The 15,265-nt window shown below is 46.0% G+C and carries 16 protein-coding genes and 1 tRNA gene; 12 read left to right on the top strand and 5 right to left on the bottom strand.

Annotated elements, in window-relative coordinates; genetic code table 11:
* Positions 1 to 6 precede the first annotated feature (6 nt).
* Positions 7 to 1,170, top strand: a complete 1,164-nt coding sequence (locus ACFQRK_RS03075; RefSeq protein WP_379003517.1) for an MFS transporter — start codon at positions 7 to 9, stop codon at positions 1,168 to 1,170.
* A gap of 9 nt (positions 1,171 to 1,179) precedes the next feature.
* Here ACFQRK_RS03075 and ACFQRK_RS03080 read toward each other — a convergent pair whose 3' ends face one another.
* Positions 1,180 to 2,157, bottom strand: coding sequence for a GlxA family transcriptional regulator (locus ACFQRK_RS03080; RefSeq protein ID WP_379003519.1), 978 nt, complete (start codon positions 2,155 to 2,157; stop codon positions 1,180 to 1,182).
* 166 nt (positions 2,158 to 2,323) lie between these two features.
* On the opposite strand from ACFQRK_RS03080, the gene ACFQRK_RS03085 reads away from it, so the two are divergent.
* The 6 genes from ACFQRK_RS03085 to ACFQRK_RS03110 all read left to right on the top strand — a co-directional run bounded on the left by ACFQRK_RS03085 (position 2,324) and on the right by ACFQRK_RS03110 (position 5,413).
* Complete coding sequence (locus ACFQRK_RS03085) at positions 2,324 to 2,746, top strand: SRPBCC family protein (RefSeq protein ID WP_379003521.1); 423 nt, start codon at positions 2,324 to 2,326, stop codon at positions 2,744 to 2,746.
* A 21-nt stretch (positions 2,747 to 2,767) separates the two neighbouring features.
* Entirely contained in the window at positions 2,768 to 3,142 is a 375-nt protein-coding gene (locus ACFQRK_RS03090) for a DoxX family protein (RefSeq protein WP_379003522.1), read from the top strand.
* Positions 3,135 to 3,515: an iron chaperone gene (locus tag ACFQRK_RS03095; RefSeq protein WP_379003524.1), complete on the top strand. Its 381-nt coding sequence runs from the start codon at positions 3,135 to 3,137 to the stop codon at positions 3,513 to 3,515. The genes ACFQRK_RS03090 and ACFQRK_RS03095 overlap by 8 nt, the downstream gene beginning before the upstream one ends.
* A 32-nt stretch (positions 3,516 to 3,547) precedes the next feature.
* On the top strand, positions 3,548 to 3,997 hold the full coding sequence (locus ACFQRK_RS03100; RefSeq protein WP_379003526.1) for an SRPBCC family protein: 450 nt from the start codon (positions 3,548 to 3,550) through the stop codon (positions 3,995 to 3,997).
* Entirely contained in the window at positions 3,997 to 4,446 is a 450-nt protein-coding gene (locus tag ACFQRK_RS03105) for a glyoxalase (protein ID WP_379003528.1), read from the top strand. The genes ACFQRK_RS03100 and ACFQRK_RS03105 overlap by 1 nt, the downstream gene beginning before the upstream one ends.
* A gap of 412 nt (positions 4,447 to 4,858) precedes the next feature.
* Complete coding sequence (locus ACFQRK_RS03110; protein WP_379003529.1) at positions 4,859 to 5,413, top strand: hypothetical protein; 555 nt, start codon at positions 4,859 to 4,861, stop codon at positions 5,411 to 5,413.
* A gap of 52 nt (positions 5,414 to 5,465) precedes the next feature.
* On the opposite strand, the gene ACFQRK_RS03115 is transcribed toward ACFQRK_RS03110, so the two are convergent.
* Positions 5,466 to 6,032, bottom strand: a complete 567-nt coding sequence (locus tag ACFQRK_RS03115; protein ID WP_379003531.1) for an NADPH-dependent FMN reductase — start codon at positions 6,030 to 6,032, stop codon at positions 5,466 to 5,468.
* 354 nt (positions 6,033 to 6,386) lie between these two features.
* On the opposite strand from ACFQRK_RS03115, the gene ACFQRK_RS03120 reads away from it, so the two are divergent.
* Complete coding sequence (locus tag ACFQRK_RS03120) at positions 6,387 to 6,521, top strand: hypothetical protein (RefSeq protein WP_379003533.1); 135 nt, start codon at positions 6,387 to 6,389, stop codon at positions 6,519 to 6,521.
* Between the two features lie 70 nt (positions 6,522 to 6,591).
* Here the strand turns inward: ACFQRK_RS03120 and ACFQRK_RS03125 are convergent.
* Together ACFQRK_RS03125 and ACFQRK_RS03130 are read right to left on the bottom strand one after the other, a co-directional pair.
* A tRNA-Ser gene (locus ACFQRK_RS03125) sits at positions 6,592 to 6,678 on the bottom strand.
* 85 nt (positions 6,679 to 6,763) lie between these two features.
* Complete coding sequence (locus ACFQRK_RS03130) at positions 6,764 to 8,890, bottom strand: HD family phosphohydrolase (protein WP_379003535.1); 2,127 nt, start codon at positions 8,888 to 8,890, stop codon at positions 6,764 to 6,766.
* Positions 8,891 to 9,015: 125 nt separating this feature from the next.
* Between ACFQRK_RS03130 and ACFQRK_RS03135 the strand changes: the two genes are divergently transcribed.
* From ACFQRK_RS03135 to ACFQRK_RS03145, 3 genes are all read left to right on the top strand, one after another.
* Positions 9,016 to 9,228 (top strand): hypothetical protein, encoded by a 213-nt coding sequence (locus ACFQRK_RS03135; RefSeq protein WP_379003537.1) that lies wholly within the window; start codon positions 9,016 to 9,018, stop codon positions 9,226 to 9,228.
* A gap of 62 nt (positions 9,229 to 9,290) precedes the next feature.
* Complete coding sequence (gene rpe / locus ACFQRK_RS03140) at positions 9,291 to 9,971, top strand: ribulose-phosphate 3-epimerase (RefSeq protein WP_379003539.1); 681 nt, start codon at positions 9,291 to 9,293, stop codon at positions 9,969 to 9,971.
* Positions 9,972 to 10,131: 160 nt separating this feature from the next.
* Positions 10,132 to 12,402: an aconitate hydratase gene (locus ACFQRK_RS03145; RefSeq protein ID WP_379003541.1), complete on the top strand. Its 2,271-nt coding sequence runs from the start codon at positions 10,132 to 10,134 to the stop codon at positions 12,400 to 12,402.
* A 68-nt stretch (positions 12,403 to 12,470) separates the two neighbouring features.
* Here the strand turns inward: ACFQRK_RS03145 and ACFQRK_RS03150 are convergent, their stop codons facing one another.
* Positions 12,471 to 13,313, bottom strand: a complete 843-nt coding sequence (locus ACFQRK_RS03150) for an MBL fold metallo-hydrolase (RefSeq protein WP_379003543.1) — start codon at positions 13,311 to 13,313, stop codon at positions 12,471 to 12,473.
* Between the two features lie 267 nt (positions 13,314 to 13,580).
* On the opposite strand from ACFQRK_RS03150, the gene pckA reads away from it, so the two are divergent.
* Positions 13,581 to 15,197 carry a phosphoenolpyruvate carboxykinase (ATP) gene (gene pckA, locus ACFQRK_RS03155; RefSeq protein WP_379003545.1) on the top strand — a complete coding sequence of 539 codons (1,617 nt, stop codon included), beginning with the start codon at positions 13,581 to 13,583 and terminating at the stop codon, positions 15,195 to 15,197.
* The last annotated feature ends 68 nt before the right edge of the window (positions 15,198 to 15,265 follow it).

Genomic DNA, 15,265 nt, shown 5'->3' on the forward strand with positions numbered 1-15,265 from the left:
GAAAGCATGAACGTGAAAAGAGGCCTACTGCTTGTGGTGATATACCTCGCATTCGTCAGCCTTGGTCTTCCAGATTCCCTATTAGGGCCCGCATGGCCGACGATGTATGTTGACCTGGAGGTTCCGGTCCACTTTGCCGGGATCATCTCCATGATCGTGGCCGGGGGAACGGTTGTTTCGAGTCTGCTGAGCGCGAGATTGATTAACCGATTTGGTGTCGCGTCCATTACAACCTTAAGTGTATTGATCACCGCGTTGGCGCTATTGGGGTATTCCCTATCACAGCATTTCAGCTACCTATGCTTGCTCGCGGTTCCGCTTGGCCTTGGCGCAGGCTGTGTAGATGCGGGGCTCAACAATTACGTGGCGTTGCACTACCGGGCCCGGCATATGAATTGGCTGCATAGTTTCTGGGGGGTGGGGGCGGCCACTGGCCCAATGATCATGGCTGCTTACTTGTCGGCTGGCGAAGCGTGGACCAGTGGATATCGGACGGTCGGTTGGATCCAGATTGCACTATTTGCGGTGTTGCTGGCTTCAACGCCGCTTTGGATACGAGGCGCTGCAACAAGCGACAACCCGAGAGGGGAGGGGGAACGCCGCTCGTTTTATCAGTTGCTCAAAATCAAGGGAGTGAAACAGGCGCTCATAGTCTTTTTCTGCTATTGTACAATCGAAGCAACTTTCGGATTGTGGGGCGCAAGTTTTCTTGTATTCACCAGAGGCGTCGAGCCGGAAGATGCTGCGAGGCTGATATCCGTCTATTTTGTGGGAATTACCGCAGGCCGTTTTGCGTCGGGATTCCTTTCCGACAGGCTGAGCAACAAGCGGCTTGTTTATATAGGCGAGGGATTGATCGGTCTGGGATTATTGGTGCTGTTGCTGCCCGTGAAGGCATTATTCCTGCCCGGTTTTTTGTTAGTTGGTTTGGGATGTGCTCCCATTTTTCCAAGTCTGCTGCACGATACGCCGCGCAATTTCGGCGAAAAGCATTCCCAGGCAATTATGGGCATGCAGATGGCCAGCGCCTATATTGGCATAACGGTTATGCCGCTGCTGTTTGGGAAATTGGCTTCCTATACCGGGTACGCAACGCTGCTGGGCTTCCTTGGTGCGATGCTAGCCCTGAAAATAGCAATGACATGGAGTTTGATCCGAAAAGTTGCCTAGGGTCTTGAGTCATACCTCATTTGTCACCCTAGCGAACTTATTTCTGTACTCGATAGGCGTAAGCCCTGTAATTTTTTTAAAGGTGTCTCGGAATGCCTTTGTGTCCGTGTAGCCTACGTCAAACATAATTTCGGTTACGTTCCTGCGGGATGCCTCAAAGAATTTTTTGGCGGCCTCTATTCGCACTCGCTGTATGTACTCTATGGGCGTATTGTTGGTAGCTTCTTTGAATTTTCTTTCAAAAGTTCTCCGGCCCGTATTAATCAGTTTTGCCAAGGTTTCTATGGATAGCTTATTACAGTAGTGTTTTTCAATGTAATCCTGCACCTTTTGAATATCCTCGTGACCGTGATTTCGTTGACCTTTGAATATCGCAAATTGAGATTGGCTGTCTCTTCCGATATCCAACGCAAAATATTTTGAAATCATGATTGCGGTCTCCCTGTCTGAAAATTTCTCGACCAGGTATAATATTAAGTTCCATAGGCTGCTCGCTCCGCCGCTGCTGTAAATATTGTCGTGCTCCGTGATGATCGCACCATCTTCTACTTCCACATCGGGGTATCTCTCCTTAAACTCGCTAATATACGCCCAATGTGTTGAGCATTTTTTGCCGTTTAGCAAACCAGTTTCGGCAAGCAGAAAAGCGCCGATACATAAGCTCGCAAGGCTCGAACCTTTCTCGTGTAACTGCTTAAAATACGGGATCGCTTCGGCATTGGCTTGAATTCCTTTGACGGTATCTCCAAAGGTGGGGGGGATAATCAGCAAATCAGTCGTCGATACATCTTTAAGCAGCCTATCGGTTTTGATAATATATTCGCCATTATTGGCCGGTACATATTCCTGTAGGCCCACGTATTCAACTTTGAAAATAGGTTTTTTACCAAAGGTGGTTAAAAACTCATTGGCCGTGTGGAAGGTTCTAAATGGCGGTGTAACGGCCTCAATTACCCCATATTCAGGTACAAAGACAGAAATCTGCATATCAAACAGCGGTATTGAGCCGCAAGTTATGAAATAGTTTTGTCATAATCCACCCCTAAAATTGTCATTTTTACTACAGCCGCAGTTTGACGGCCCGATGTAAATTTGAATCGTAAATTTTATTAAAAAAACTAACTATAAATTTTATTAAAAAAACTAACTAACAATGGCACAAGTAACAAGAATTACGGTAGAAGCAACAGCAAAAGCTCCTGTAGCAAACGTTTGGAAAGCTTGGAATACACCGAGCGACATTATGCGGTGGAATACTGCGGATCCAAGCTGGCATAGCCCAAGCAGCGAAAACGATCTGAGAGTAGGCGGTAAATTCAAGACCAGGATGGAAGCCAAAGATGGTAGCTTCGGGTTTGATTTCGAAGGTGTTTATGATCAGGTGGAACTCCATAAGGAAATTTCATACACCATGCCAGACGGAAGAAAGGCTACGACCTTTTTTTCAGCACAGAACGGTCAAACCCATATCGCTACGACATTTGACGCGGAAACCGAGAATGATCCTGAATTTCAGAAACAGGGATGGCAAGCGATCTTGGACAGCTTTGTAAAATATGTTGAATCAACGAATTGATACCATTTAAAAACTACTAACGTGAAAAAGAATAAAATCATCTTTTGGATCGCAACGATCATCATCGTTCTTTGGGAAGGTGTAATGCCGCTTAGCACACTGCTATTCGCACCTCAGTATGTAAACGCTGGCACGAAGCCTTTGGGCTACCCCGACTATTTTGCCCAGGCACTTGTCATTGCTAAAGTACTCGGCGTTATCGCCATATCCTTTCCCAGAATACCCGGCAAACTAAAGGAGTGGGCGTATGCAGGGCTTACCTTTAATTTAATTTTCGCATTTATCAGCCACGCGGTTGTAGATCAAAACATTGGATTTATGCTATTGCCGCTGGTGGTGTTGGGCATTCTGGCCGTTTCGTATGTATATAACCAAAAAATCTATACCCATGGCTAAGACGAATTATCAAAGCATCGATCAGTATCATCAGGCATTTAGCGGTGAATCCTTAGCGCGGATGCAGATTATCCGAAAGATCATTCATGAAGTGGTGCCCGATGCAGAGGAAAGCATCAGCTATCAAATTCCCTGCTTTAAATACAAAGGCTATTTGATATACTATTGTGCATTTCCGAAACATATCTCTTTGTCGCATCCTTATAGCGACGCGTTTTGGGAGCACTTCAAAGCGGATCTGGCAGGCTATAAAACCAGTAAGTCGGTTATCCAGATTCCAACGGATAAGCCGCTGCCGGAAAAGTTGATCAAGAAGATCATAGCCTTCCGGAAAAAGGAAAATGAGGAAAAAGCGAAGGAAAGTAAGAAGTAATTAATTAACAGTCACAATTGGAATTTACTATCATGGAAAGTAATTCAGTTTCATTACACCGGGTCATCAAGGCAAGTCCGGAAAAAGTATTTCGAGCATTTGCCGACCCACTGGCCTATGCCACTTGGCTACCCCCTTATGGCTTTCTATGCACGGTCCAGCAAATGGATTTTAAGGTAGGAGGAAAGTATCACATGACGTTTATCAATTTCAGCACCGGGAATGGGCACTCTTTCGGTGGATCGTATCTGGAGATCAAGCCTAATGAATTCATCAAATACTCCGACGCATTTGATGACCCCAGCTTGCCAGGAGAAATGATCACAACTGTAAGGCTAAAAAAGGTCGTGTGTGGCACGGATCTAAGCGTGCTGCAGGAAGGCATCCCTGCAGCAATACCGGCAGAAATGTGTTATTTGGGTTGGCAGGAGTCGCTGGACAAACTGATGAAGTTGGTCGAGCCCGAAATTCCGGATGCGTAATGGAATCAGCTATAACGGACCCCTCTGTAATGGATCCCGCTGTGACGGTTTTCGCAGGTAGTAAAATAGTGAGTGCAGTCTTCATCACCTTTTCAGGTAATTGTAGGAAGGCACTCACCTTTTACCAAACTTGCTTTGGCGGGACCTTGAATTTTGAGACCTTTGAAGGAACGATAGAAGGTTATACAGAAGTACCTGTGGTAAGCGGATCACTTGTTTCCGACGGGATAACGATTTACGGATCTGACTTGGTGCACAACGAAGGAAGGACGCTCGGTAACTATCTGTCTATTTTTCTGCATTGCCGAAATACTAAAGAAAGGCAGGCGCTCATTGGAAAACTGAGGTTCAATAAACCGGGTTCTTCCATAGGTAAGGATGACGGCCGAGGCCAAAAGCTGATCGAAATAACCGATGCTTTTGATGTAAGGTGGATATTGAGCGTTTAATTAAGTTGGCGGCGAGACGTTTTAAAACGGCAGCACAGAAGTTCCGGCAACGGCGGATCTTCTGTGCTGTAACCAAATCAAGCCGGAAACACGGGAATTATTCACCCAGTTGTGCCCCGTCAACTCATTCAACCATGTCGTCGGGTTTAACCGAAGTTAATTTCTGTAAAAATTCTAGTTGGAGATATACAACTTATGCAAAGTATGCCATTCAGGATTTTTGGCTTAACCTTTCCAGGACCTAGCCCAACGTGCTGTATAATGTGAGAAATTCATATTGGTTGCAAAGATTGTAAAAGTTTGTTATAGCGCCGCTGCCTTTTTTATTAACACGGGGATTTGCAAATCAGCATTATCTTGTCGAAGTTCGTTTCAATCAGAAGGGAAATTGAAATAACTCTACAATAGTCGAATGAAGGACTTTGAAGAATACCTAAAAGAAGTAAGGGAGAAGACCGCCACAATTCCCGATCACAACCTGATTTTTTGGGCAGCATGGTTCTGCGAAGAATTATACTCCTTAAGCGAGGATATTATGGAAAAGCATGTATCGGGATCCGAAGCATCCATGATCCGAAATATCCTTGATTGTTTATGGGACATGGTTGACGGCGAAAGCCAGGTAACCAACAGGAAACTCGAAGAATTCATGTCTGTCCTTCAGAATATTGACGAAGCCGACCTGGATGTAACCTATCCGAAAGAACGAGCGCTTTATGAACTGATCGTCTCGTTAAATGATATATTGCAATATTGCATGACAGGCGCGCGGGGTTTCGAATTAAACCTAACCCAAACCCTTATATGCGTAATCGATACGGAACTCCAGGATGAAGATCTGGATATACTCGAACACAAAGGATTCAGTGATCCGAGAATCCAGCAGGAAGTCCAGGCGCAAATCAATATGCTTCATGTGTTATCAACCAAAAAACCCAATAGTGCCGCTAGGAAAATGTTCAGGTAAAATGACTACAATTCACTAAGCGATCTGGTCATTCATTACGGACCAATGAAGATCAGGAATTGGTGGAATGATTTTTATTGAACCAGGTGATGTAAGCGTTGACAGCTTGCTGAAGGAAATCCTTTGTCTTGTTATCTTTGAGACTGCCACTCTCATCGAGTAGATCCTGTACATTAGCTAAATACACTTCGGGCTGCTGCATAACCGGTACATTAAGGAATACCAGGCTTTGACGTAAATGGTGGTTGGCACCGAAACCCGAAATTGCTCCGGGCGAATTGCTGAAAACCGCTGCCGGCTTACCATCCCATTTATTTTTGCCGTACGGCCTGGAGGCAACATCTATGGCATTTTTCAGACAACCAGGTACTGATCTGTTGTACTCAGGAGTGACAAAAATCACGCCATCGAGCGACTCGATATTATTTCTGAACGTAATATATGATTCGGGGACTTCGTTGTGATCGTCAAAATCCTGATTGTATATCGGCAGATCGTCAATGGCAACAAGCTTGAACTCATAACCGTCCGGCGCCATTGGGATTAATGCCTTGGCTATTTTTCTGGAAAAGGATTCTTTACGCAGGCTTCCTGCTATAATGCCGATTGTTGTTTTCATCTGCTATCGTTTTTAAACTCAATGATAAAGTCGTTCCGTTGATAATGTCGCTAATTTATCTTACCGAATCCAAGGCGTTTATAAAAGTTGCTGAATCCGATACCCATCCGAAAACCGTCAACGACTATGGTTTACATCTGATAACAGTTGGGATTCCATATTAGTTTAAAAAATAAAAAAGTTGCAGTATCTCGGTGGAGCGCTGCTTATCGGGCTGCGTTCCAAGCAAGCTTAGGCCTATTCAATGTGCCAGCCGCTTTGTATGCTTGGTCGCGGGCATCATTTTGCTTTTCGTCGGTGCCATAGTGAAATTGGTATGGAAGAACATCCGATCGAGATGGAAATACATCGTTGATGGTATTTATTAATGTTGTATTGGCTACGCCCATGCTCGTGTCGGGCCTTTGGGCATTCCTGCTTAACAGCATCCTTCCCGGTACGGCTGAGGATCGGGGCATGAAGGGTTGGCTTCCCGGATCTTCCTCATAGGAATTCTTGCGGGGAGGCTACCACCTGTTAAACAAAAAAACCCGACGAAAGTCGGGTTTGCCGTTGCTTGCGGTGAGGGCGGGATTCGAACCCGCGGTACCGTTTCCAGTACGACAGTTTAGCAAACTGTTCCTTTCGGCCTCTCAGGCACCTCACCGTTTTGCGCCTGCAAACGTACTACAAAAAAACGAATTTGAAAAACCTGAATTTAAAAAAAGCAAATTTCTCAGGTGCAAGCCGGTTTACTGCGCAGCTTCCGCTTTTTGAGATGCATTGCTTTTTTTATTGGCTTCGTAGTCAATACGCACATGATAGATGCTTTTCAGCATATCCTTGAAGATTTCGCTGATTTGTGTGATATCTTTCAAGGTAATGTTGCTATTGATGAGTTGCTTTTGGCTCAATTTGGATTCGATAATTTTGTCTACTAAATCGTTGAGGCTCTGCGCAGTAGGTTCCTTTAAGCTGCGGGATGCCGCCTCCACCGAATCTGCCATCATCAATACGGCGGTCTCCCGAGAAAACGGGATAGGCCCTGGATAGTGGAATACTTCTTCGTCTACAAATTTTTCAGGAAACGATTTAATATAGGACTGGTAAAAATAATCGACCCGGGTGGTGCCGTGATGCGTGCGTATGAAGTCAATGATTACTTCTGGCAGCTGGTGTTTGCGGGCTAACTCTACACCTTTTGCTACATGTGAAATGATAATCTGTGCACTTTGTTCAAAAGAAAGGCCATCGTGGGGATTGTACCCCTTCGTTTGATTTTCAATAAAATACTGCGGGTTCGCCATTTTTCCGATATCGTGGTATAAGGCGCCTGCCCGTACCAAGAGCGTATTTCCGCCGATCTTGTATATCGCTGCCTCGGCAATATTGGCCACTTGCATGGAATGTTGAAAAGTTCCCGGTGCTTTGTAAGAAAGTTCCCGGAGTAATTTGGAGTTGCTATTAGTTAACTCCATGAGAGTTACGTCTGAAATAATACCAAACAATCGCTCAAACGCATAAATCAGCGGGTAAGCCAACAACGTGAGCAATACGCTGAATACGAAGGGCGCAATATCGGACCAGTAAAGATTATTGAAGGATCCGTCGCGCATTAAACCCATGCCAATATACGCCACCAGATACGTGCCCAAAATAATCGCAGATGAGATCAGGAATTGTTCCCGTTTCACCAGCGTTTTGATGCTGTAGATGGCGACCATACCTGTGGAAAATTGCAGGAATGCAAATTCGAAACTGTTAGGGACAAAGAAAGCAGCCAATAAAACCATCAAAAGATGAATGTTAAGTGCCAATCGCGTGTCGAAAAGGATCCGCATAATGACGGGAACGATGCAATATGGGATGTAATATAGACTGGGAAGATTAATTTTAATGGCCCATGATAATACCAGCAACATGCCAGTGATGACAATGAGAATAAGGAAAATCAGGCGGTTGTTGTAGTAGATATCCTTTCGAAATAGGTAGATAAAAACGAAAAGAAGTGAAACGACCAGCGCGACGATGAAAAACTGACCCAACATAACCAGGGTACGGTTGCCGCCAATGCGTGCCTCTTCTTCATATGCCTTGCGCAGCGATTCGATTTTCTGATACGTCTCGTTATTGATGGTGGTGCCGTTTGCTACAATAAGTTCGCCGCGTTGCACCATGCCTCTGGTGGTAGAGATGCTTGCCAATGCATCTTCTTCTAACCGGGATGTCAGCGACTCATTAAAAAGATAATTTACAGCGATATAGTCATTTAATAATTTGGCCAGCCAATCCTTTTGCTTAATCGCCGATCGGTTGTCGAGGCTTTTCTTAATGAATTCAACGGCCGACTCACGTGTAAACACTGCTGCCGTGTTCAACTGTTTAGCGACATTGTCGGTAAGCAGAGTAAAATTGTAATGCGTTTGTTCCCCCTGAAATTTGTTATTTAGTGCAATAACTCCCTTTTTATAGATGTCTGTGAGCAGCTGTTTGCCTACCTGTTCGTACGTGTTCAGGTTTTCTTCCAATGTATCCAGCCCGCCGGTTTGCCATTTTTCGGGGAGGTCGGTTTCAAATTGCGTGAGTTGTTGTTCGCTTACCTGGGTATGATTGTCATAAATGGGATATACGGATTTCAGTACATTTTCCCGGTCCTTTTCAAGTTCAGCTTGGGTTTTTAGCACAGCGAAGTTATAAGGCGATATCAGATCTTCGTGCATCCATACTTTGCCTTTTTCAAACTCGTATCGGAAGCGGGGTTGCTTGGGCAGGAATACCGTAATCAGTACAATGCTTGCTAACATCATTCCATACTTGGGAAGGATCGCATACTTTCCTCCTGTATCAGTTGCCTTATATTTGATCTTTAATCGTGCCACACTGTCTATTTTATCCCAAAAGTAAAAAAAAATTGCCGAATGGGATTTTAACAGTATGATAAATCAAGGTTAATATTCGCTTATCATTTGAGCCGTACCTTTTCCGAAGTTAAATTGTTGGAAATATGACGACGAAATCAAGTATTGAAATTACCGATAACGCATATTTGATTACGCTGGATAAGTCAGAATTTGAATATCCATTCGTACGGAAATGGCTAAACAGGTTGCTTAGTGGCAGTTTGTATCCCGAAGCAGCCTACCTCAACGAAATAGACCCTGCGGATAATCATTCTCCTGAGTTGGGGGACCGGTTCGATTTTCTTGCCGACAAATAAGGACAGTTAATTCTGTTTGGCAAAGATCGCTTGTAATTCGTTATCTTTGCCGAAAAAGAACCATGTCCAAGCGCAGACACCTTGTTGCTCCTTCTGTTCTTTCCGCAGATTTTGCTCATTTACATGACGACATAGTCATGGTTAACCAGAGCGAGGCGGATTGGTTTCACATCGATATCATGGATGGGGTTTTTGTGCCCAATATTTCCTTTGGATTTCCAGTGATGGCGTCCATTGCTCACTATGCGCGGAAGCCGTTGGATGTGCATCTCATGATCGTCGAACCCGAAAAATACATCCGACAATTCAAGGAAGCGGGTGCCGATAACATTACGGTGCATTTAGAAGCCTGCACCCACCTGAACCGTACAGTACATGCCATTAAGGAATTGGGGTGCACGGCAGGAGTGGCCATTAACCCGAGTACGCCGGTGTCGCACCTGCATGAAATCATCGAAGATGTGGATTTGGTTCTCGTCATGTCTGTCAATCCTGGATTCGGCGGTCAGAAATTTATTGACGCGACCTATCGAAAAATACGGGAATTAAGAGATCTCGCCGCCGACAGAAACGAACGGGTACTTATTGAGGTAGACGGCGGAGTAAGCAGCCATAACGCATTGGCTTTATTGAAAGCCGGAGCGGACATATTGGTGGCTGGAAATTCCATTTTTGCGGCAAAGAACCCGACACACACCATTGCCGAGTTGAAACGGATCACTCCCGATTTGATTTCTGCCTGATTGGTCTAATCTGTGGTTGTTTAGAATATTTCCAAATTGAATCCGCCGGTGCTCATTCCTCGTTGTAACTTGATTTTTTTGTAACTTCGCGCAGTTTTGTGATACAACGACACCTCACCTGTCGTTTTCTTCTTATAACACGATAACATTCTTTTGATAAATGGCATTCGATATCGACATGATTAAAAAGGCCTACGCGCAATACAGCGAACGTATTGCAGCTGCCCGCAAAGTGGTGAACAGGCCCTTGACCCTGACGGAAAAGATTTTATACGCCCACTTGTGGGATGGCAATGCAACTCAACGATATGAACGGGGAGTTTCCTATGTGGACTTTGCGCCTGATCGTGTTGCGATGCAGGACGCGACCGCGCAGATGGCTCTTCTGCAATTCATGCAAGCGGGGCGGCCCCGGGTTGCCGTTCCATCCACGGTTCATTGCGATCACCTGATTCGCGCCAAGGAAGGCGCAGAAAAGGATTTGGCGGTAGCGACGACCGAGAGCAAGGAAGTGTTTAATTTTTTGGCTTCCGTGTCCAATAAGTATGGAATTGGGTTTTGGAAGCCCGGAGCAGGGATCATTCACCAAGTGGTATTGGAAAACTATGCGTTTCCAGGCGGTATGATGATCGGTACCGACTCGCACACCGTTAACGCAGGTGGGCTTGGTATGCTAGCCATTGGTGTAGGAGGGGCGGATGCATGCGACGTGATGGCAGGTCTGCCTTGGGAGCTTAAATTTCCGAAATTAATCGGTATCAAATTGACCGGTAAACTCAACGGTTGGACAGCACCAAAGGACGTTATTTTGAAAGTCGCAGGTATTCTGACCGTTAAGGGGGGGACCGGTTGCATCGTCGAGTATTTTGGTGAAGGCGCAACGTCCATGTCCTGTACGGGAAAGGGGACGATTTGTAACATGGGAGCTGAGATTGGCGCAACGACTTCAACATTTGGCTACGATGAGTCGATGGAGCGTTATCTCCGGGCAACCAACCGCGCCGACGTAGCGGATGCGGCTAATGCAATCAAGGAACATCTGACTGCCGATCCCGAAGTTTATGCTAATCCGGAACAGTATTTCGATCAAGTGATCGAGATTAACCTGTCCGAGTTGGAACCGCATTTGAATGGACCGTTTACCCCTGATTTGGCAACTCCGGTTTCAAAAATGAAGGAGGAAGCCGAAAAGAATGGCTGGCCCCTGAAGGTTGAGTGGGGATTGATCGGATCCTGCACCAACTCATCATATGAAGATCTATCGCGTGCAGCGTCGGTAGCCAAACAGGCTGTGGAGAAAGGACTGGTGACCAAGGCAGAATTCGGTATCAATCCAGGCTCTGAACAAGTGCGGTACACTGCTGAACGGGATGGCTTGTTGGATACGTTTACCGATTTGGATGCCACTATTTTTACCAATGCTTGCGGACCGTGTATCGGCATGTGGGCCCGCGTGGGTGCGGAAAAGGCAGAAAAAAATACGATCGTTCATTCGTTTAACCGGAACTTCGCCAAGCGTGCGGACGGAAATCCAAACACCTATGCGTTCGTAGCATCACCGGAACTGGTGGCGGCGATCGCAATTTCCGGTGATTTATCGTTCAATCCAATTACGGATACATTGGTGAATAGCAAAGGGGAATCCGTGAAGTTAGATCCGCCTTCTGGGGATGAGCTTCCGCAGAAGGGCTTTGACGTAGAAGATGCCGGTTACCAGGCGCCCGCTGAAGATGGCAGCCATGTAGTCGTAGCCGTATCGCCGACTTCGGATCGCCTGCAATTGCTTGATCCGTTCCCGGCGTGGGAAGGTACGGATATCAAGGGATTAAAATTGCTTATCAAAGCAAAGGGCAAATGCACGACCGACCACATTTCAATGGCGGGCCCTTGGCTGAAATACCGGGGGCATTTGGATAATATTTCCAATAATTTATTGATTGGAGCCGTTAACTTTTTTAACGATAAAACGGATTCGGTAAAAAATCAATTAACTAATGAATACGGTCCTGTTCCGGCCACACAACGTGATTACAAAGCGGCTGGAATCGGCTCGATCGTGGTTGGGGACGAGAATTATGGGGAAGGTTCGTCGCGTGAACATGCGGCCATGGAACCTCGCCATCTGGGCGTGCGAGCGGTATTGGTAAAATCGTTTGCGCGTATCCATGAAACTAATCTGAAAAAGCAGGGGATGTTGGCGCTGACCTTTGTTAACAAAGACGATTACAATAAGATTCTCGAAGATGATACCATCGACATCGTCGGATTGACGGAATTCGCTCCTGGCAAATCGCTTACGCTGGTGCTTCATCACGCAGACGGTTCAGAAGAGCGGATTGAAGTGAGCCACAGTTACAACGATCAGCAGATCGGTTGGTTTAGAGCCGGAGGTGCGTTGAACATTATTCGCCAAAGCCAGGCCTCGGTATAATCGATACACTAACTAAACTAAACAAAAGCCGCCAGGGTGCAATTCCATGGCGGCTTTAATTTTTGAATTTAAAGCCATTCGCTTAGGGAAAACGTGTCTTTGAGACGGTACCCCTTGTCGGTAAGCTGTATCGTGCAGCATTCGTTTACCGGATCATGCTCGAGGAACAGCGCGTAATCATGATCAACCGCTTCCTGCCAATAATTTTTCCGCTCTTCCATGGTGGTGAGCGGGCGCACGTCGTAGCTCATTACATAGGGTAGCGGAATATGGCCGGCCGACGGAAGAAGATCGGCCATGTACAGCAACGTTTTTCCGTTGTAATTGATCTGTGGAAGCATCATGGCATCCGTATGTCCGTACACAAAGCGAATTTTAATGTTTTCCGAAAAGCTAACTCCGTCCTCGGCTTCTACGAAGCGGAGTTGGCCGCTGTCATAGATCGGAATAATGTTCTCCTGCAGGAATGAGGGCTTTTCACGGTGATTCGGGAACAAGGCCCAGTCCCAGTGCTGCTTGTTGCTCCAGTAAATGGCATTTTTGAAAGCAGGCACGAGCTGCTCGTTTTCGCGAACAATTGCTCCACCTACGTGGTCAAAATGAAGGTGTGTGAGAAAAACATCGGTAATATCGTCGCGATGAAAGCCGTGCGCGGCCAGTGAACTGTCCAATGTTGCTTCCCCATGCCGGTAATAATGACTGAAAAATTTCTCTCCCTGTTTATTCCCGATTCCCGTGTCTACTAAAATCAGACGTGGACCATCCTCGATTAGCAACAACCGGTTGGCCCATGTACACATGTTCCGTTCATCAGCAGGATTGGTTCGCTGCCATATGGATTTGGGAACTACGCCAAACATGGCGCCGCCGTCAAGCTTAAAGAATCCGGTATCAATAGCGTATAAGTTCATATTTTTACTGTAATTGGCAAATCGTTAAAGATAATAAAAGCCGGCAACCTTTAAAAGTAACCGACGATGTCGGTAAACGTTTGCATCAAAATTTTGTGAAAATTTTTTTCTAATCGGGGCTAAAACGATAAACGGTTCTGTGTGACAATTGATTGACTTAGTGTATTATTTACAATAGTCTGATTTTCAGTAATTTTTGATTTAAAATATGAGATTTGATCCATACATTTGCTGCACTTGATTTGCGAAATTCTTAAATAAAGTGCCATGAATGATTCAAAAACGACAATTCCTGATTTAACTTACCTGTTTATCCGAAATACAGATAGAGTACACTATCAAGCGAGTGTGGCTGAATTGGTTGAATATGCGATCGTCAACAGAGAGGGAAATCTTTCTGATACCGGTGCGTTATCCGCTGATACAGGCAGGTTTACGGGGAGGTTACCCGCTGATCGGTATATCGTGCGGGATGAAGTTACCGAAGACACGGTGTGGTGGGGGAACGTGAACCAGCCGCTTTCGGAGACGTCTTTCGAATTCCTGTTTGAGCAAGTAGGCGTGTATTTTAATGATCGAAATATTTTTGTGCGTGATGGCATAGCCGGGGCGGACACTAACCATAGCATCGGTATCCGGACAATCACAGAAACCGCCTATCAGAATATTTTTGCACACAACTTATTTATACGACCCGCCGCCTTCGACCCAACGGCACGTCCGGAGTGGTCAGTGTTGGCTGCTCCTGGGTACACTTGTACGCAGCCGGAGGCGTTAGGTTTGCATCATGGCAATTTCGTGGTCATCAGTTTTAAGCGAAAAGTTGTTCTTATTGCAGGAACCGGCTATACAGGCGAGATAAAGAAGAGCATTTTTTCCGTTTTGAACTATACGCTGCCATTGAATAAACGTGTATTGTCAATGCATTGTGCCGCGAATACAGATGACCATGGCCATACTGCACTTTTCTTCGGGTTGTCGGGTACCGGAAAAACTACGCTTTCCGCCGATAAGGGTCGAATGCTTATCGGTGATGATGAGCATGGCTGGGATAACAACGGTGTTTTCAATTTTGAAGGCGGATGTTATGCCAAGTGTATTGGACTGGACGAAAACAAAGAGCCGGAGATATTCCGCGCCGTTCGCTTTGGGGCACTGATCGAGAATATCAATTTTTTTCCGGGGACGCGCGTGCCAAACTATGACGACGTTTCGAAAACGGAAAATACACGCGTTGCCTATCCCATCCATCATGTGCCGGGGGGCGTCGCTTCGGGAAGGGCTTCCGCGCCGAAGAATATATTTTTCCTAACCGCGGATGCTTTTGGTGTGATTCCGCCGGTTTCGCTTCTTTCTACCGCTCAGGCGATGTACCATTTCATGTCTGGATATACTGCTAAAATAGCGGGTACGGAACAGGGGATTTCGGAACCAAGGGCTGTCTTTTCCGCTTGTTTTGGCGAGGCCTTTCTGCCGTTGCATCCTTCCCGCTATGCGGAACTTTTAAAGGATAGACTTGTCGCGGGGAAAATCGACGTTTGGTTGATTAATACGGGTTGGATTGCCGGGCCTTATGGGATTGGCCGTCGCATAAAACTGCGTTATACCCGCTCTATTATTCAAGCAGCGCTGAGCGGGACACTCAAGGAGTCCACGTTCCGGATCCATCCGATTTTTCGGCTCCGGTATCCGACGAGCTGTCCGGACGTACCCGATGCCGTGCTTGACCCTATACAACTCTGGCCGGACGAACAAGCGTATTACGCACAGGCAAGCCAATTGGCAAAACTCTTCCACGCAAATTTTAAAAAGTTCGCCAAGGAAGTAAGTGACGAGGTATTGGCGGCGGCGCCTGTCGCAATGGAATCTGCTTTCCCGATTTAATGGCCAAAAGGCCGTTTTCGGGTAACCTCGACGGTCCTTCATTCTAAAAAATAACGCAAACGATTGTG

It is taken from the genome of Parapedobacter sp. GCM10030251 (assembly GCF_042666505.1).
Lineage (GTDB): Bacteria > Bacteroidota > Bacteroidia > Sphingobacteriales > Sphingobacteriaceae > Parapedobacter.